Source organism: Allobosea sp. AAP35 (assembly GCF_001295925.1).
In the GTDB taxonomy this organism is placed as follows: domain Bacteria; phylum Pseudomonadota; class Alphaproteobacteria; order Rhizobiales; family Beijerinckiaceae; genus Allobosea.
In genome coordinates this window covers 1-17,381 of sequence record NZ_LJHQ01000075.1, presented here as the reverse complement: position 1 = coordinate 17,381, position 17,381 = coordinate 1, and the positions used below count along the sequence as shown (strand labels likewise).

General features: G+C 67.7%; 18 protein-coding genes. 7 read left to right on the top strand and 11 right to left on the bottom strand.

Annotation, left to right across the window (positions count from 1 at the left end):
• The first annotated feature begins 176 nt into the window (after nt 1–176).
• From IP69_RS20610 to IP69_RS20600, 3 genes are all read left to right on the top strand, one after another.
• Nucleotides 177–2,921: a [protein-PII] uridylyltransferase gene (locus IP69_RS20610; RefSeq protein ID WP_054144737.1), complete on the top strand. Its 2,745-nt coding sequence runs from the start codon at nt 177–179 to the stop codon at nt 2,919–2,921.
• A gap of 70 nt (nt 2,922–2,991) precedes the next feature.
• The gene (gene grpE, locus IP69_RS20605) at nt 2,992–3,618 is read left to right on the top strand and encodes a nucleotide exchange factor GrpE (RefSeq protein WP_248306921.1); all 627 of its coding nucleotides are present in this window, start codon (nt 2,992–2,994) and stop codon (nt 3,616–3,618) included.
• A 3-nt stretch (nt 3,619–3,621) separates the two neighbouring features.
• Nucleotides 3,622–4,245 carry a trimeric intracellular cation channel family protein gene (locus tag IP69_RS20600; protein WP_054144702.1) on the top strand — a complete coding sequence of 208 codons (624 nt, stop codon included), beginning with the start codon at nt 3,622–3,624 and terminating at the stop codon, nt 4,243–4,245.
• Between the two features lie 96 nt (nt 4,246–4,341).
• On the opposite strand, the gene IP69_RS20595 is transcribed toward IP69_RS20600, so the two are convergent.
• From IP69_RS20595 to IP69_RS20585, 3 genes are all read right to left on the bottom strand, one after another.
• Nucleotides 4,342–4,959 (bottom strand): alpha-ketoglutarate-dependent dioxygenase AlkB, encoded by a 618-nt coding sequence (locus IP69_RS20595; protein ID WP_248306924.1) that lies wholly within the window; start codon nt 4,957–4,959, stop codon nt 4,342–4,344.
• Nucleotides 4,960–4,968: 9 nt separating this feature from the next.
• Nucleotides 4,969–5,775 carry a 4-hydroxy-tetrahydrodipicolinate reductase gene (gene dapB, locus IP69_RS20590; protein WP_054144735.1) on the bottom strand — a complete coding sequence of 269 codons (807 nt, stop codon included), beginning with the start codon at nt 5,773–5,775 and terminating at the stop codon, nt 4,969–4,971.
• Between the two features lie 285 nt (nt 5,776–6,060).
• On the bottom strand, nt 6,061–7,050 hold the full coding sequence (locus tag IP69_RS20585) for a TIM44-like domain-containing protein (protein ID WP_054144700.1): 990 nt from the start codon (nt 7,048–7,050) through the stop codon (nt 6,061–6,063).
• Between the two features lie 198 nt (nt 7,051–7,248).
• Between IP69_RS20585 and IP69_RS20580 the strand changes: the two genes are divergently transcribed.
• Complete coding sequence (locus IP69_RS20580; RefSeq protein ID WP_156323589.1) at nt 7,249–7,578, top strand: hypothetical protein; 330 nt, start codon at nt 7,249–7,251, stop codon at nt 7,576–7,578.
• 363 nt (nt 7,579–7,941) lie between these two features.
• On the opposite strand, the gene IP69_RS20575 is transcribed toward IP69_RS20580, so the two are convergent.
• Nucleotides 7,942–9,186, bottom strand: coding sequence for an amidase (locus tag IP69_RS20575; RefSeq protein WP_054144698.1), 1,245 nt, complete (start codon nt 9,184–9,186; stop codon nt 7,942–7,944).
• A 1-nt stretch (nt 9,187) separates the two neighbouring features.
• Nucleotides 9,188–9,415, bottom strand: a complete 228-nt coding sequence (locus IP69_RS20570; RefSeq protein ID WP_054144734.1) for a DUF2798 domain-containing protein — start codon at nt 9,413–9,415, stop codon at nt 9,188–9,190.
• 197 nt (nt 9,416–9,612) lie between these two features.
• Between IP69_RS20570 and IP69_RS20565 the strand changes: the two genes are divergently transcribed.
• Nucleotides 9,613–10,773, top strand: coding sequence for an extensin family protein (locus tag IP69_RS20565; RefSeq protein ID WP_054144697.1), 1,161 nt, complete (start codon nt 9,613–9,615; stop codon nt 10,771–10,773).
• Between the two features lie 9 nt (nt 10,774–10,782).
• Here the strand turns inward: IP69_RS20565 and mepA are convergent, their stop codons facing one another.
• Complete coding sequence (mepA, locus tag IP69_RS20560) at nt 10,783–11,733, bottom strand: penicillin-insensitive murein endopeptidase (RefSeq protein ID WP_082359509.1); 951 nt, start codon at nt 11,731–11,733, stop codon at nt 10,783–10,785.
• 154 nt (nt 11,734–11,887) lie between these two features.
• Here mepA and IP69_RS20555 point away from each other — a divergent pair, with 154 nt between their 5' ends.
• The gene (locus IP69_RS20555; protein ID WP_054144696.1) at nt 11,888–12,871 is read left to right on the top strand and encodes a tripartite tricarboxylate transporter substrate binding protein; all 984 of its coding nucleotides are present in this window, start codon (nt 11,888–11,890) and stop codon (nt 12,869–12,871) included.
• A gap of 125 nt (nt 12,872–12,996) precedes the next feature.
• Nucleotides 12,997–13,170: a DUF3309 family protein gene (locus tag IP69_RS21595; protein ID WP_082359508.1), complete on the top strand. Its 174-nt coding sequence runs from the start codon at nt 12,997–12,999 to the stop codon at nt 13,168–13,170.
• 41 nt (nt 13,171–13,211) lie between these two features.
• Here IP69_RS21595 and IP69_RS20550 read toward each other — a convergent pair whose 3' ends face one another.
• The 5 genes from IP69_RS20550 to IP69_RS20530 form a co-directional block, all read right to left on the bottom strand.
• Complete coding sequence (locus IP69_RS20550; RefSeq protein WP_054144695.1) at nt 13,212–14,162, bottom strand: ornithine cyclodeaminase family protein; 951 nt, start codon at nt 14,160–14,162, stop codon at nt 13,212–13,214.
• Nucleotides 14,162–14,500 carry a LapA family protein gene (locus tag IP69_RS20545; protein ID WP_054144694.1) on the bottom strand — a complete coding sequence of 113 codons (339 nt, stop codon included), beginning with the start codon at nt 14,498–14,500 and terminating at the stop codon, nt 14,162–14,164. Before IP69_RS20545 ends, IP69_RS20550 begins: the two co-directional genes overlap by 1 nt.
• A gap of 114 nt (nt 14,501–14,614) precedes the next feature.
• Nucleotides 14,615–14,899, bottom strand: coding sequence for an integration host factor subunit beta (gene ihfB, locus IP69_RS20540; RefSeq protein WP_054144693.1), 285 nt, complete (start codon nt 14,897–14,899; stop codon nt 14,615–14,617).
• Nucleotides 14,900–14,927: 28 nt separating this feature from the next.
• A complete protein-coding gene (sppA, locus tag IP69_RS20535; RefSeq protein ID WP_054144692.1) occupies nt 14,928–15,896 on the bottom strand; it encodes a signal peptide peptidase SppA in 969 nt (322 codons plus the stop codon).
• A 73-nt stretch (nt 15,897–15,969) separates the two neighbouring features.
• Complete coding sequence (locus IP69_RS20530; protein ID WP_054144691.1) at nt 15,970–17,289, bottom strand: Hsp70 family protein; 1,320 nt, start codon at nt 17,287–17,289, stop codon at nt 15,970–15,972.
• Nucleotides 17,290–17,381 lie beyond the last annotated feature (92 nt).

The window sequence follows — 17,381 nt, the reverse complement described above, 5'->3', positions numbered from 1 at the left end:
TTTACACGTCTTAATTCGTGAAATTAAAGCGCTTTGCGAATCCGCTTCACATGCTAACCAGCGACAGGGGCTGCATGCCCGAGACGACAGCCATCGAGGGTCAAGGCCGGGTGTCATCCATCGCCGATCAGCCGGTGCTCGACTTCAATGCCGTTTTGGCGAGCCCCCGGCGTGCCATGGCCGAGCTGCTCGCCGGCACCCGTTCGCACTCCGCCGCCGATGCACGCGGCGCGCTGGTCGCGGCCTTGCGTGAGGTTCTCGATCAGGGCCATGCCTCAGCCCGTGAACTGCTCAAGCGTCCGCGCCACGGCCTCATCTGCGCCCAGCATCTCTCGGCGGTGATGGATGGCGTCGTCGGCTGCCTGCATGTCGCGGCGACGGAGCATCTCTATCCGGTTGTGAACCCGTCCGAGTCCGAGCGGATCGCAGTCGTGGCCGTCGGCGGCTATGGCCGGGGTACGCTGGCGCCGGGATCGGATGTCGATCTCCTGTTTCTGTTTCCGCACAAGCAGACGGCCTGGGGCGAGAGCGTCGTCGAGGCGATGCTCTATCCGCTCTGGGATCTGAAGCTGAAGGTCGGGCATTCGGTGCGCTCGCTCGACGATTGCGTGCGCGAGGCGCGCGCCGACATGACGGTGCGCACCGCGCTGCTCGAGGCGCGTTTCGTTGCAGGCGACGTGCTGTTGTTCCATGACATGGTGCGCCGCTTCGGCGCCGAGGTTGTCGAGGGCACGGCGCCGGCCTTCACCGAGGCCAAGCTGCAGGAGCGCGAGACGCGTGTGCGGCGAGCCGGCACGTCACGCTATCTCGTCGAGCCCCACGTCAAGGACGGCAAGGGCGGCCTGCGCGATCTGAACACGCTGTTCTGGATCGCCAAATACGCCTATCGCGTCAATGATGTGCGCGAACTCGTGGCCGCCGGGCTGTTCGACCGCAAGGAACTGCTGATGTTCCAGCGTTCGGAGGAGTTTCTCTGGCGCGTGCGCTGCTGGCTGCATTTTGTCACTGGGCGGGCAGAGGAGCGGCTGTCCTTCGACCTGCAACGGCAGGTCGCTTCTTCGATCGGCTATGCCGGGCGCAGCGGCCAGGCCCCGGTCGAGCGCTTCATGAAGGCCTATTTCCTGGTCGCCAAGGATGTCGGCGATCTGACCGCGATCGTCTGCGCGGCGCTGGAGGCGCGCCAGCAGAAGCCGCGCGCCTCGCTCTCGCGCCTGCTCGGCTCCTTCGCCAAGCGCAAACGGGTGCGGGCGCTGGGACACCCCGATTTCACGCTGAAGAGCCAGCGGCTGAACGTCGTCGACCCCGACGCCTTCCGGCGCGACCCGGTCAACCTGCTGCGGCTCTACGAAATCGCCAGCCGCGACGACATCGCGATCCATCCCGATGCCAGCCGCCTGGTGACGCAATCGCTGCGCCTGGTGACGCCGCAGCTGCGCAACGACCCCGACGCAAACCGGATCTTCCTTGAGATCCTGACGGCGCGCCGATCGCCGGAGGCCGTGCTGCGGCGGATGAACGAATCCGGGCTTCTGGGCAAGTTCGTGCCGGATTTCGGCCGCGTCGTCGCGATGATGCAGTTCAACATGTATCACCACTACACGGTCGATGAGCATTTGATCCGGACCATCGGCGTGCTGGCGGAGATCGATGCCGGCGTCCTGCAGTCGGAGCATCCGCTCGCCAACGAGATCATGCCGACGATCACCAATCGTCGCGCGCTCTACGTCGCGCTGTTCCTGCACGACATCGCCAAGGGGCGGATCGAGGATCATTCGATTGCCGGTTCGAAGATCGCCCGCAAGCTCGGGCCGAGGCTCGGCCTGACCGAGGGACAAACCGAGACGGCCGCCTGGCTGGTCGAACACCATCTCGACATGTCGACCGTCGCGCAAAGCCGCGATCTGGGCGACCCCAAGACGATCGAGAGCTTCGCCGCGACCGTGCAGACGCTGGAGCGGCTCAAGCTGATGCTGGTCCTGACTGTCGCCGACATCAAGGCGGTCGGCCCCGGTGTCTGGAACGGCTGGAAGGGTCAGTTGCTGCGCACGCTCTATTACGAGACCGAGATCGTGCTCGCCGGCGGCCATTCGGTGATCGAGCGCAAGGCGCGGGTCGAGAAGAAGCAGGATGCGCTGAAGGAGCGACTCGCCGATTGGGACGAGGCGGCGCGCGAGGCCCATCTCGCCCGGCACTACCCGGCCTACTGGATCAAGGTCGATGTCGCCCAGCAGGAGAAGCATGCCCGCTTCATGCGACGGGCGGAGACGGAAGGCCGTACAACCACGACGCTGGTTGAGACCGACCAGTTCCGCGGCGTGACCGAACTCACCGTGCTCGCGCCCGACCATCCGCGGCTGCTCGCGATCGTCACCGGCGCTTGTGCGGCTGCCGGCGGCAACATCGTCGACGCGCAGATCTTCACCACGACGGACGGGCTGGTGCTCGACACGATCTCGCTCTCGCGCGCCTTCGATCTGGATGACGACGAGTTGCGCCGGGCCGAGCGGATCGCGGCTGCGATCGAGCGGGCGCTGAAGGGCGAGATCAAGATCGCCGATCTCGTGGCGCAGCGCCGCGCCCCGCCGCCACGCGGCCAGACCTTCCAGGTCGCGCCGGAGGTGATCATCGACAATGTGCTGTCGGCCCGCCACACGGTGCTGGAGATCGCCGGGCTCGATCGGCCCGGCCTGCTCTACGATCTGACCACCGCGATCGGCAAGCTCAACCTCAACATCGCCTCGGCCCATATCGCGACCTTCGGCGAAAAGGCGGTCGACGTGTTCTACGTCACCGATTTGACCAATGCGAAGATCGTCTCGACCGCGCGACAGCTGACGATCCGGCGCGCCCTGCTCGACGTGTTCAGCTTCTGGCACGACAAGGCCGGCCCGACCAAGGCGAAGGTGCCCGCGCGCGCTTGATTAAAGCCGACATAAGCCCGATATCGGCCACGAACGCCGCCAGCTTACGCCCTATGCCGGAGGCCAGACCATGTCAGAATCGGAAGACGCCATGACGCAGAATTCCTCGCCGGATCACCCCAACGCCGAGCCCGTCATCGACGAAACCACGCTGCAGTCGCCCGAGGAGATCATCCAGGAGAATTTCGCCAGGATCGAAGCCGAGCGCGACGACCTGAAGGACAAGCTGCTGCGCACGCTGGCCGATATGGAGAACCTGCGCCGCCGCACCGAGCGCGAGATCGGCGACGCCAAGGCCTATGCCGTGACGAGCTTCGCCCGCGACCTGCTGGGCTCGGCCGACAATCTGCGCCGCGCGATCGAGAGCCTGCCCGAGACGGCCCGCGCCACCGAGGAGCCGGCACTCAAGGCGCTGATCGAAGGCGTGGATCTCACCGAACGCGACCTGATCAAGACGCTGGAACGTCATGGCGTGCGCAAGATCGAACCGCTGGGCGAGAAGTTCGACCCCAACATGCATCAGGCGATGTTCGAGGCGCCCGATGCCGAGGTCGCCAAGGGGCTCGTCTCCAAGGTCGTGCAGTCGGGCTACAAGATCGGCGAGCGCGTGCTGCGGCCGGCGCTGGTCGGGATTTCGGCCGGCGCGCCCAAGCCCCCCGCCACCGAAGGCGTCGATACGGCCCAGACCGGCCACTGAGCGATGCTGGAAGCCGCTGGCGTCGCCGTCTTTGCGCTGACCGGCGCGCTGGTGGCCGCCCGCAAGGGCATGGACCCGTTCGGCTTCATCCTGCTCGCCACGGTGACGGGCGCGGGCGGCGGCACCTTGCGAGACCTGCTGCTGGCCCGCACGGTTTGGTGGGTGGAAGCGCCGCTCGGCGTGATCATCTGCGCCGGCGTGGCGCTCGTCGCCTGGACCATCGCCTATCTGCGCCCCGGCCGTCTCGACGGCTGGAGCGCCAAGCGGCTGCTGCTCTGGGCCGATGCGGCGGGGCTGGCACTGTTTGCTGTCGCCGGCACGCAAAAGGCGCTCGCCGCTGGGGTGCCAGTGCTGTCGGCGATCGCACTGGGCGCGGTCACGGCCTCCTTCGGCGGCATCCTGCGCGACATCCTGGCCGGCGACCGCGCGATGGTTTTGTGGAGCCGGGACTTCTACGTCACGGCCGCGGCTGCCGGCGCCACCGCGACGGCGCTGCTCACCGCGCTTGGCGTGAGTGCCGCCCTCATTATGCTGGGCGGCCTCGCGGCAGGCTTTGGCCTGCGCGCCGGCTCGATCCTGCTGGGCTGGTCGTTTCCGCGTCTGCCGGGGTCCGACGAGCCGCGTTGACGCTTCCGCGTCATTGCGGGCGCAGCGAAGCATCGAAGGCCATGCATGCAGAGCTGGATTGCTTCGCTGTTCTCGCAATGACGCGGAAGAGCGGGCTTAAGGCTTGGTCACGCGCCGCAACGTCAGGTTGATGCGTCCGCCCTGCGGCAGCAGGGCCGAGGAGCCGGCGAGGATGCGGTCGATGCCGTGATAGGCCAGCCGGGCCTCGCCACCAAAGAGCAGCGCGTCCCCCGAGGCCAGCTTCAGCGACATGGTCTTGGCCCCGCGCTGCGTCCCGCCGATCCGGAAGACTGCCGTATCGCCGAGCGAAAGCGAGACGACCGGCGCGTCGAAATCCTGCTCGTCGCGGTCCTGATGCAGGCCCATCTTTGCGCTGGCCTCGTAGAAATTGACCAGACAGGCCTGGGGCGGGTGCGGGTAGGCCGCAAGGTCCTTCCAGGCGCGCGCGAGAACGGCCGGCATCGGGGGCCAGGGCGCGCCGGATGCCGGATGGAGCGGCTGGTAGCGATAGCCGGCCTCGTCCGACACCCATCCCAGCGCACCGCAATTGGTCATGCGGACCGAGAAGGGCGTGCCGGTCTTGGGCATGCGCGGCTGAAAAAAGGGGGCGAGGCGCGCCACCTCGCGCAGATCGGCCACCAGCGCCGCCTGTTCGTCAGGAGCGAGATAGCCCGGCCAGTGCACGATTCCGGGCGCGACGACGAGCCGGGTCATCATGCGGGGCTACAGGGAATCGAGGCCGAGCACATCGGCCATCGCATACAAGCCCGGCTTGCGCCCCCTGCCCCAGAGCGCGGCCTTGACCGCGCCTTGCGCGAACAACCCGCGATCCTCGGCGATATGGCTCAGTTCGAGCCGCTCGCCCGCGCCGGCGAAGATGACCTTGTGATCGCCGACGACGGTGCCGCCGCGCAGCGTTGCAAAGCCGATCGTACCGGGCTCGCGCGCACCGGTATGGCCGTCGCGCACGGCGACGCGCTGCTGCGCCAGATCGACCGCGCGTCCCTGCGCCGCTGCTTCGCCAAGGAGAACGGCCGTCCCCGAGGGCGCATCGACCTTCATGCGGTGATGCATCTCTGCGATCTCGATGTCCCAATCGGTGCCCAGCGTGGCGGCGACCTTGCGCACGAGCGCCGCCAGCAGATTGACGCCGAGGCTCATATTGCCGGAGCGAATGACGGCGGTCTGCCGCGCCGCCTCCGCCAGTTCCGCCAGATGCTGCGGCTCGAGCCCGGTGGTGCCGACGATATGGGCGATGCGCGCCTGAGCGGCCAGCGCGGCAAACGCCACCGTCGCGTCTGGGGTGGTGAAGTCGAGCACGCCTTCGGCGGCTGCGAAAGCCGGTTCGGCAGCATCCGTCACCGGGACGCCACTGGCCGGAAGGCCCGCGAGCAATCCGGAATCCTGGCCGAGATGCGGTGAACCCCGGCGTTCGACCGCCGCTGCGAGGGTGCAGCCCGGCGCCTCATGGATCGCCTTGATCAGCATCCGGCCCATGCGGCCTGCGGCACCGACGACGACGAGACGCATATCGGACATGGGCAGGGTCTCCAAAGGCAGACAGGCCGGGAAAGAAGCACTCCGTCATCCCGGACAAGCGCGGAGCCGCGCGATCCGGGACCGATCATCGAGCAATGTCGTGCCTTATGATGGATCCTGGAGCTCCGCTTCGCTCCGTCCGGGATGACGTCGCATGTAAGCAAGCAACGGACTTGCCCTATAGGACGGATCGCGCCCATGCGACACCCGAAAGCGCGCAACGAAAAACGGCCGGGTTGCCCCGGCCGTTTCCCCAATTCGTCAGTCGAGGTGGGCTCAGGCCGCCGGCTGGATGCCCGAGAGCTTCCAGGCGCCGCCGCGCGGGCGCACGAAGGTCCAGTGCTCCGTGACCTCCTGCGGCACGGTGGCGTCACCTTCGACGACCTTGCCGCTGGCGCGCTCATAGAGCGCGTTGATCAGGCTGAAGCGCATCGCGACGGTGGCGTAGTCGAGATTGCCCTCGCGCCAGGCTTCCGCGAGGTCGCCCTGCAGCAGCTTGACGTCCGAAACACGGTCGACCAGGCCCTTCTGGGCATTGCCAGACAGGTCCTCATCGAAGAAGCCGAACATCTCGGGCGTGACGCGCTCGCGCAAGCCCTTCTCGTCCTCGTTCGAATAGGCGGTGTTGACCTCGGACAGAAGCCGCTCGAAATGGCCAAAATCCTCACCCGACAGTTCGATCGGCGTGGTCTGGGGTGCAGCGGTCGCGCCTCCCATACCGGCCATCGCGCCCATGCGGCCCATCGTGTTCATGCCGGCCGGCTGCGGCCGGTCCATCTCACGCGGCATCGGCGCACCGGCACCCGCAAGCTGAGGCTCGGAGCGGCGGCGGAAGAAGCGCATGGCCAGCCAGATGGCGCCGCCGATCAGGGCGATCTGCAGCAGGAAGCCGAACATACCCGCCAGCGATGCAAGCCCGCTGAAGAAGCCGGCGCCCGACAGCATGCCGAACAGACCGGCGCCGAGCAGGCCAGCGCCAACGCCCATCATCAAGTTGCGGGCCATGGATGGACGGGCCGCCTGGCTTGCGGCGGCGGCAGCACCGGCCGCAGGCGCTGCCTGCGACGGCGTCGCGCTGCGCTGGAAAGGCTGCGCGCCATTGGGCGCGGTATTGGTCGGGGCAGGAGCCGATTGGGTCCGCGAACCGCGGCTGCCGAAACCGCCCTTGCCGCCGGGCCGCGCTTCGGCGAGCACGGGGACGAGCAGCAGGGCACCAGCGAGCACGGCGACGACACGACCGCGACGGGCGAGCGAGATCAGAGACATGGTTCCTCCCGGAGCCCCCCTTGGGCTCTCTTGACGACAATATGGTCCATGCCGGCGCACTTCGCAAGATCAGGGGAATAACGCTCTGGCAGATAACAATAAATTGAAACTATAGCGACGCTGGGCGGATCGGCGTTCCGGTGCTAATCTGTCGCTCCGGTCGTCGCCAACCCCTGATCGTCATGCGGGAGGCCCACCATGATCGCCGTTCCAACGGCGCGTGTCGGCGTAATGCGCAAGCCGAACGGACATGCCCAAACGTTGCCTATGGGGCTGGCGATGCTGGTATTGGCCTTCGGATCCCAGACCCTGCGCGCTCAAACCGTCGCGCCGGCCACCGCGATCGACCCGCCAAGGCTGGCGCAGGCGCCCGAACCGCTGTGCTTCTGCTGGAACGAGGGACGCAAGATCACGGAAGGCGCCACGGCCTGCATCCGCACCAGCCAGGGACGCAGGTTGGGCCGATGCGGCCGCGTCATCAACATGATGTCCTGGGAGATCAGCGAGACGCCCTGCCCTGAAAGCTGAAAGCGTCGATGCCGAGCGCTCTCGTGCGGGTCTTTCCCGACCATGGCCTTTCATGCGAACGCCGCCGGGACGATGTCCCGGCGGCGCGGCATTAAGGCTCTTGCGGTCTCAGCGACTCGAGACTGACGTCCGTCAGAACGCACCCAAAACGATCAGCATCATGAAAACGAAGGCCGCCCCCATGACCAACCGGTCGAGACGTAGCGTGAGGCTCATCACATCCTCCTGTGTCATTGACCTGACATCAGGCTAGCAGAACTGGCGGCGGCCGCAAGGGGGCAGAAGCGTGGCGCGAACACGGCAAAGCCAAGAGTATGCTTAAGCAGCGGTTAAAGCATTGAAGAGTTTTGGGGATAACCTGCGCTAGACCCCTGCCGAAACATGGCTTTCCAGCGCCTTCGCCACAGCGATGACATGCTCGTCGCGACCAAACCCCGCCATGATCTGCACGGTCGCCGGCAGTCCGCGCGGGCCACGCATGAGCGGCACGGTCAGGCAGGGCACGCCGAGCAGCGTCCAGAGGCGGTTGAAGCGGGAATCGCCGGTCGAGTTCATCGTATCGGGCGCCTCACCGGGGGCTGCGTAGGTGACGACAACATCGACCTCGGCAAAGAAGCTGCGGGCTGCGTCGCGGCCCCGGCGCGAAAGGCGTCGGGCCTCGTCATACTGGGCCGGCGTGGTCGCGCGCGCGGCATCAAGATAGGCGCGCAGCTTGGGAGGCAGCGCCTCGCGGCGATGGGCGTATTCCCAGGCGAGCGCCTGCGTCGCCTCCCAATCCTGGAGCGGGCCATGGGCCTGATAGGCCTCGGCCAGCGCAACGGACCCGGCATGCGGGACGAGCGCGGCGCCGGCCTGCGCCGCCAGTTCCTCAAAGCGCTGCAGCGCTGCTGCCGAGGCTGGCTCGGGCGCGCCGGCGTAAGGCTGATGGTGGATGCCGATCCGCAGCCCGGCGAGGCTGGCGGCCGGCGCGTCGAGAGCGGCGCGGCCGGTGATGGCCGCCAGCGCCAGCCCGAGATCGTCGGCGCGCGCCGCCATCAGCCCGAGCGTGTCGAGCGACCAGGAGAAGGGCTTCACGCCGATGGTCGGCAGCAGGGCATAGGACGGCTTGATCGCTGCGACGCCGCAATAGGCGGCGGGGCGGATCACCGAGCCGCCGGTCTGCGTGCCGATGGCGAGCGGAATCATGCCCGCGGCCACGGCCGCCGCCGAGCCGGCCGAGGAGCCCCCCGGGCTCGCCGTCGGATCATGGGGATTATGCGTCGGTGCGGGATCGAGGAAGGCGAAGGCGGTGGTGTGAGTCTTGCCGGCGACGGTCGCGCCGGCGCCCTTCAGCGCCATGACGATCGGCGCGTCGGCGCGCGGGCGCCAGCCTTCATAGATCGACGAGCCCATCCCTGTCGGCAAATCGGCCGTGTCGATGATGTCCTTGACGCCGCAGGCGATGCCGGCGAGCGGACCTTGACCTGGCACCAGGGTCTCCGGCTGGCTGGCAAAGGCCTGGATCGCCGGCTCCCGCTGCGCGATGCGTGCCGCGCTGAAGGCCAGCGCCTGCTCCGGGGAGGTCTCGCCGGTCGCAATGCGGTTCAGGATGTCGCGCAGGCTTTGCATGTCATTCTCCGATGACGCGGATGATCAGCCCCGTGGCGCGGCGCGCGACCGGGATGGCGATGAAGGCGGTCGCGGCGGCACAGGGCCAGGCGATGGCGAAGGCCGCCAGCCAGTGCCTGACGAAATCGGGCGGGAGGCCGAGATTGAGCCAGGTGACCAGCGCCGTCATCAGGAAAGCCATGATGCCGGCCATCAGGACGGGGAAGATGAAGCGTGCCTTGCCCGTCATGCGTTCGTTCACTCCCCAGCGTAGCCTTGCGCCTCTCTGGCATGGCGTTTCGATCGCGCAAAGCCGGCCGGGCGGTTAACGGCTCTGCATCCGCGGTAAGGCGCGATTAACCTCGGCGCCAAAGTTAATCCGGCTGTGTCGTGCCGGGCGCACCCGGTTGAGAAACCGTTCACGAAGCGGGTCGCATTTGAACGGTCATGCGACGCGTCCACCTTGCCCTTATCGGTCTTGGTCTGCTCGGCTCCGGCCTGGCGGGCTGCGGCAATTTCCAGAAGGCTCAGCGCGCCGCCTGGCGCGACCAGGCGGAAGCCGCCTGTATGGCCTCGCGCCAGGTCCAGCTCTCCGCCTATGTCAGTCTGCGCGGCAAGCCGATCGACGGCCCCGGCACCTGCGGCATGGAAAAGCCACTGAAGGTCTCGGCCTTCGCCAATGGCGGCATCGGCCTGACCAGCAGCGCGACTCTGTCCTGCCCCGTCGTCGCGACCACCGACAAATGGCTCGCCGAGGTGGTTCAGCCGGCCGCGATGAACGTCCTCGGTGCGCAGGTCATCGAGATGCGGGCAGGATCCTACTCCTGCCGTGCCATGAACAACGGCACCGGCACGAGGCGGACCTCCGAGCATGCCTTCGGCAATGCCGTCGATGTGTTCTCCTTCCGCCTGAATGACGGGCGCAACATCACCGTCAAGGATGGCTGGCGCGGCTCGCCCGAGGAGCAGAATTTCCTGCGCGAGGTCTTCGTCGGGGCCTGCGAGCATTTCTCGACGGTGCTCGGCCCCGGCGCCGACATGTTCCACTACGACCATTTCCACATCGACCTGGCCCGGCATTCCAAGGGCCGGCGCATCTGCAAGCCGGTGATCAAATACACGCCGAACCACAATCTGCCGCCGCCCGATCCGGCGCGGCCCTATTCGATGGCGCAGCCGAGCCTGCGCGACAGCGCACCGGCCATGGTCGCCGGCGGCGGCCTGCTGCGCCAGCCGAGCGCGGGAGGGATGCGGCCGCCGGGTGCGGTCTCAGGGGCGTATCCCGTGGCGACCACGGGCAGGCAAGCGCCTGGAGTACAGGGGCTGGAGAGCCAGCGCCGCTTCCTCGAAGAATATGACAACAAGCCGCTGAACCAGCCCCGCTACAACCAGCCCGGGCAGGCGCGGTACCAGCCTCTGCCGAGCGAGCAGCGCGGGCCGCTGATGTTGCCGGGCGCGGTGCCACCGACGGAAGAAATGATCGTCGGCGACGACGAGGGTACCGGCGTTCTCGACCAGGAGGGCTACGACCAGGCCCAGCCCGCGATCACGCCGCAGCGAGACCCGTTCGCGTATAGTTCGGGGCGGACGACCGGCACGCGACGCTGAAGGCGACCTTCAGCGCGAGACCAGGACCTGCCGACACTCGGCCGGCAACGCTTCGAGCGACATGGGCGGCTTGGGCTTCGGCGCCGGTCCGGTGCGGGGCGGCCTCGGCGGGGCGAAGATCGCAGCGCGCTGGCGTTCGATCCAGCCCGTCAGCTCCTCGCCGCAGCCATCACCGAAATTCGGCGGTTCCTGCCCGCTGCAACTCGCCATACCGGCCGGGCAGCTCATGCGGATGTGGAAATGATAGTTGTGACCCCAGATCGGGCGGACCTTGTTCAGCCATGAGCGGTCGGCGCCGGGATCGCGGCAGAGCGCGACCTTGAGGGCCGGATTGACGAAGATGCGCTCGACGCGCGGCTCACTGGCGGCGGCCTTGATCAGGCGGGTATGGGCCGGCGTCCAATGCTTCGGATCGACGTCGCGCCAGTCGGCCCGGGCCATGTTGACGGCGGGCATGTTCTCGCGCGCCTCGCGGTCAAGCCGGGCTCGCGGCATCGGTGTCAGCCAAATGTCGGCGTCGAGGCCGATCTGGTGCGAGGCATGCCCGGTCAGCATCGGTCCGCCGCGCGGCTGCGAGATGTCCCCGACGAGCAGGCCGGGCCAGCCGGTGATCCTGGGTACGTCGCGGGCGAGGTCCTCGAGATAGTCGATCAGGACCGGGTGACCCCAGTTGCGGTTGCGGTTGAGCCGCATCACCTGCCAGCTTGGGCCATCGACCGGCAGTGCGGTGGCACCAGCGAGGCAGCCCCGCGCATAGGAGCCGATGGCACGCGCCTGCATGCTGGCCGGCGCCGTCTTCTGACCAAACAGCGATCGCGCAGCCTCGGGGAAAGCGGCGATGTTGGCGGCCCGACGCCTCGCCTCTTCGTCGGCGGTGGATTGCGCCTGCCCCGCCCAGGGCAGGAACGCCCCGATCAGGAGCGCAGAGATGGCGGCGAAGGTGCGATTCAGTGTCGACATGGCCAGAGACTCGGCCGGGCATGCGACAAAGGTCAAGCACGCGGATGCGTTTTTGGCGATGGACAAGCGGCCGGCGCGAAGGCAGCTTCGGGCTGGCGCGCCAGCTGGACGGTCAAGATCCGGAACCCGCCGCGCCTTCGGGAGGACGACGAGCATGACAGATTTCACAATCGACCGCCGCGCGCTGCTCGCCGGCTTTGGGGCCACGGTCGCCGCACCGATGGCAGGCTTCGCCCAAACCGCCTGGCCGCAGGGGCGCACCGTCAAGCTGGTCGTCCCATTCCCGCCGGCGGGAGCGACCGACGTGCTCGGCCGGCTTGTCGCCGACAAGCTCGGCCAGACCTGGGGCATCAATCTGGTTGTCGAGAACCGGGCCGGTGCGGGTGGCAATATCGGCACCGACGCTGTCGCCAAGTCCGAGCCGAACGGCGACACGCTGCTGATCGTCTCGGTGGGCATGGCGACGAACCAGTATCTCTACGCCAGGCTCAATTATGATCCGGTCAAGGATCTCGCGCCCGTCAGCATGGTCGCGATGGTGCCGAACCTCTTGGTCGTGAACAAGGATCTGCCGGTCCAGTCGGTCGCGGAGCTTGTCGCCTATGCCAAGGCCCACCCCGGCAAGCTGACCTATGGCTCGTCTGGCATCGGCACCTCCGTGCATCTCTCGGGCGAGTATTTTCAGAAGCTGACCGGGACCAAGATGGTGCATGTGCCCTATCGCGGCACGGCGCAGGCGACGCAGGACCTGATCGGCGGGCGCATCGACCTGATCTTCGACAACATCACCCAGGCGTTGCCGCATGTCCGGGCGGGCTCGATCCGGGGCCTGGGCATCACCACCGCCAAGCGCTCGCCGGCCGCGCCCGAATTCGCGCCGATCGCCGACACCGTGCCGGGCTTCGATGTTTCGTCCTGGTTTGCCCTGTTTGCGCCCGCCAAAACGCCTCAGGCGATCATCGACAAGATCCAGGTCGCGACCAAGGCCGGTCTGGCGGACCCGGTTCTGCGGGCGCGGATGGACCTGCTCGCCGCCGAGCCGGTCGGCGGAACGCCCACCGAACTCGCCGCCTTCCTTCAGACCGAGATGAAGAAATGGGGCGATCTGATCAAGGAGGTCGGCGCCAAGGCGGAGTAGCCGACGCCTGCGGCTGATTCAGCGCCCCGTCATCGCCGGCCCAGGGAACCCGGCCCGCGCGCCTCGCGTTGCCCCTGACATGAGGTCGCATCGATCACACGATGCGCAGTCAAAGGGTTTTCGCCATGTCGACGCTTGTCATCGTGCTGCTGGTCGTGCTGCTCATCGGCGGTGGCGGCTATTACGGCCACCGCTCCTACGGCAATAACGGCCTGGGCGGCGTTCTGGGCCTCGCGCTCGTGGTCGTGCTGCTGCTCTGGTTCTTCGGCGCACTTGGCGGCGCGCCGGTGCGCGTCTGACGCGCATCGCCTGGCCTGGTGTCAGGGCGGGTTGAGCCTCGTCACGCGGGAGAGCCATGCTCCCAGACCGCGATCGCGGCGGCCAGATCCTCGAGCGAGACGCCCACCGATTTAAACAGGGTGATCTCGCCCCCGTCAGCATGCGGCGGAATGCGCCCTTGGCAGAGATCTGCCAGCGTGCCGGCAATCCTGTCGGCGGCGTAGCTGCCCTCGGCGATTGCGATGGCGACATCGCCGCCCTCGTCGATGGCCTTGGCTGAATCGACCACGACGCGCGCCCGCTCCAGGGCTTCGGCGTCGGCTTCGCGCATCTCCATCGTGAAGGCGCCGACCAGATCGAGATGCGCGTCGCGCTTGAGCCAGCGGCCTTGGATCAAAGGCTGCGTCGCGTTGGTGGCGCAGGAGATGATGTCGGCCGTGCGGGCCTCGCCTTCGAGATCGGTGATGGCGCGAGCCTCGATCCCATCAGCGGCGAGTTGAGCGACGACCGCTTCGGATGCCTCGGGACGCCGCGCCCAGATCGCGATGTCGGTGAGGGGCCGCACCGCGCGATGCGCCTTGATCAGGAAGGGCGCGAGCCCTCCGGCCCCGACCATAAGCAACTTATGCGCCGCTGGATTGGCAAGCGTGCGTGCGGCCAGAGCCGAGGCGGCGGCCGTGCGCCACAGGGTCAGGCGGTTGCCGTCCATCACGGCCATGGGCTCGCCGGTTTCCCCATTCATCAGCAGATAAGCGCCCATGACGCCAGGCAGGTTGCGCGCGCCGTTGCCGAAGAACACCGAAACGATCTTGGTGCCGATATAGGGCCTGGCGGCGTTCGCCGCACTCCAGGCCGGCATGATCAGCAGGACCGCGCTTTCGCCCGCCCTTTCGATCTGATGATGCGCGCGCGGCGGCACCACGACATCGCCGCGGAAAGCGTCGGCGAGGGTGTCGATCAATCCGGGAAAGCTGAGCGCGGCGTCGATGTCGGCCGGTGCGAACAGCCGCATCAGGCCCGCCCGTTGGTCAAAGCCGGCAGGGCGGAGTCGGGAACGGCAGCGCGCAGCATCTGCGTCTCGGAGCGCAAGGTCTCGGCCTCGCGGCGGTTGCGGCGGGCCGCCTTGCGGTGCTTGCCCTGGCCCAGCCAGGAGGCGAGGCCGCCGATCAGCACGCCGAGCGCCAGCGCAGCGAGGACGACGGCAAAAAGCGGCACGTCGAAGGCAAAGAGCGGCGCGTCGCGGCTGACGGGATCGAAGGACACCCGCACCGGCGCCCGATTGGCCACCGAAAACAGCACCACCGCCAGCGCGATCGGAACCAGGATCAAGGCCTTGAAGAAGGATTTCATTGGCGTTCCTTTGCGAGATCGCACGATCTCAATCAGCTCGGACAGCTGCACGATCTCCAGATCACGATCCGCTTCTGGCGCCGACTTCCCGTCGCCTGAGCGCCCTCCCCGAGATCACGCCTTGTCGTTGAGCCTGAGGCGCAGTTCCTTGCCCGTCTTGAAGACGGGGACGAATTTCTCTTCGACCTCGACCGCGTCACCCGTGCGGGGGTTGCGGCCGATCCGGGCGGAGCGCGCCTTGCGGGAAAACGCGCCGAAGCCCCGAAGCTCGACCCTGTCGCCGCGCGAGAGCGCCTTGACGACCTCGTCGAGGATCGCCGTGACGATGTTCTCGATATCGCGCTGATAGAGATGCGTGTTGCGCTCGGCGATGCGTTGAACGAGTTCTGATTTAATCATCGTTGCAATATAACCGCTTGTATCAACATCACTTTTCGAGGGCAGGCTGCCAGAGCGCCATGGGCGCGTCAAGACGCAAACCGAGCGGTTGATCGGCGGCGCGGGCCAGCAACGCGGCCAGGCTGTCGAGCCCGGCGGCCCGGGCCATCGCCTCGCCGGCGCTCCACAGCCCGTAGGAGGAGGATTCGCTGCGGCGGCGCCAGTCGCGCACGGTCAAACCCTTCGCCACGCCCTTCTCGCGCTCGAGCCAGGCGATCGCCTCCGGCTCGCCGCCGATCTCGTCGACCAGTTTGAGCGCGGCGGCCTGCCGCCCGGTATGGACGCGCCCGTCGGACACGACCGCCACCTCGGGCTCGGCCAGCCGGCGGCGCTCGCGCACCAACCGCTTGAACCAGTCGTAATTGTCGTCGACGACGCGCTGCAGCGCGGCACGGGCTTCCGGCGAGGTCGGCTCGAACCCGCTCGGCGCGGCCTTCAGCGGACTCGACTTGATCGACTCGACCTTGACGCCGATCGTGTCCAGCAACTGCGCCACATTGGGGACCTGGAACAGCACGCCGATCGAGCCGACGAGCGAGGTCTGACGCGCCACGATCCGATCCGAGCCGATCGCGGCGATATAGCCGCCCGACGCTGCAAGACCATCAACGACCGCCACCATCGGCTTCTTGGCAGCCAGGCGGCGGAGCGCATCGTAGAGCGCCTCCGAGCCGCTAACCGTGCCGCCGGGGCTGTCGATCCGGACCAGAACGGCCGCGGCGCTGCTCTCCTCCAGCGACTTCACCAGTTCCAGCGTGCGCCGGTCGCCCGAGATGAACCCGGAGATCGTGACCCGGGCGATATGGGCCTGGCTGAGAGAGCCGGGCGTGCGCCCGGTCCAGGCGAGGCCCGCGACGACGGCCGCGCCGAGAACGCCGACGACCGCGAGGAGGCGCCATAACGTCACCTTGCGGCGCAGGCTGCGGCGGTCGGCGAGCAGATCGGCATCAGACGACATCAAAGTGCTCCAGACGGCTTCGGGTCCGTGGTGTAGCCCCGCACCGGCCTGCGGGCAAGGCGAAGAGCCGGGCTCAGGCTGCGACCGGGGCGCGCGTCCGGTCGAGCGCCAGCAGGGCGAGCCCGCTCGCGACCGAGCGGAAGGCATCGCCGACATGGATCCGCTGCGCGCCGAAGCGGCGGTCGAACAGCGCGCGAACGGCCGGCACATGCGAGGTGCCGCCGGTCATGAACACGGCCTCGATCGCGCCGGCTTCGACACGCGCCTCGGCCAATGCCCGGTCCAGCGCCGTCTCGATGGCGCCGACATCGGCTGCGATCCAGCCGTCGAAATCGGCGCGGGTGATGCGGCGCTCGATCTCGACGCCCATCTGCTTGAATCGCAGCACCGTCTCGCTCGCACCAGACAGCGCGATCTTGGCGGCCGAAACGGCCCGGTAAAGCTCGTAGCCGAGATCGTATTCGATCACGGTCAGAAGATCCTCGAGCTTGCCCGGCTCGACCGCATCGCGGATCAGCGCCTTCAGCTCGGCCATGGTCTCGCGGCTCTTCATCAGCGACAGGCGGTGCCATTGCGCAAAGGCGGCGTGGTAATGCGCGGGGATCGGCAGCAGCTTCTCGAAGGAACGGTAATCGGTGCCCTTTCCGAGCGCGGGCGAGATGGCGTGCTCGATGATGCGGTAGTCGAAGGTGTCGCCGGCCACGCCGACGCCGGCATGCGAAAGCGGGATCGCCTCCAGCCGCCCTGCTCCGCCAAACGCTGCCCCGCCAGGCCCTGCCCCGCCGGGCTCGAAGCGCATCACCGAGAAGTCGCTGGTGCCGCCGCCGAAATCGGCAACCAGCATGGTCTGCGACTGCTTCAGATCGCGGGCATACCAATAGGCGGCGCCGAGCGGCTCATAGGCGAAGTCGACCTGCGGCATGCCGGCTTTGGCATAGGAGGCCTTGAGCCGGCCGAGCGCCAGATCCTCGTCGGGCCGCTCTCCGGCGAAGACGACCGGCCGGCCCGACACCAGCGGCGTCTCGGCGAGGTCGTCGAGGCCTGCGGCGATATCCGTCAGGAAGACGGCGATCAGATCCTCCAGCCCGAACAGCTTGCCAAACAGCCGCGTCTCCTGGAAGGCGCGGCTGGAAAGATGGGTCTTGAGCGATTGCAGAAAGCGATGCTCGGTGGTCATGCCCAACGCCATGTCGAGCGCGTCGGGCCCACTGACATGGGCGATGCGGCTCTGCGGCGGGCGCCCCTCGCGCCAAAACATCAGCGCGGAGCGATAGGCATCGACGGCGCCGCCCCGCGTGGCGAAGGAGCGCGTCGTCACCGAACCATCGGATTGGGCGAGCGCAACGACGCTATTGGTGGTGCCGAAGTCGATGCCGATCGCCGCGGTGGTCATGGGGGCTGCTCTTTTCCTGGTGGCCAACCCTCAGCCCTCATCCTGAGGAGAAGCCGAAGGCTTCGTCTCGAAGGAGGTTCCAGAGCGCGCTG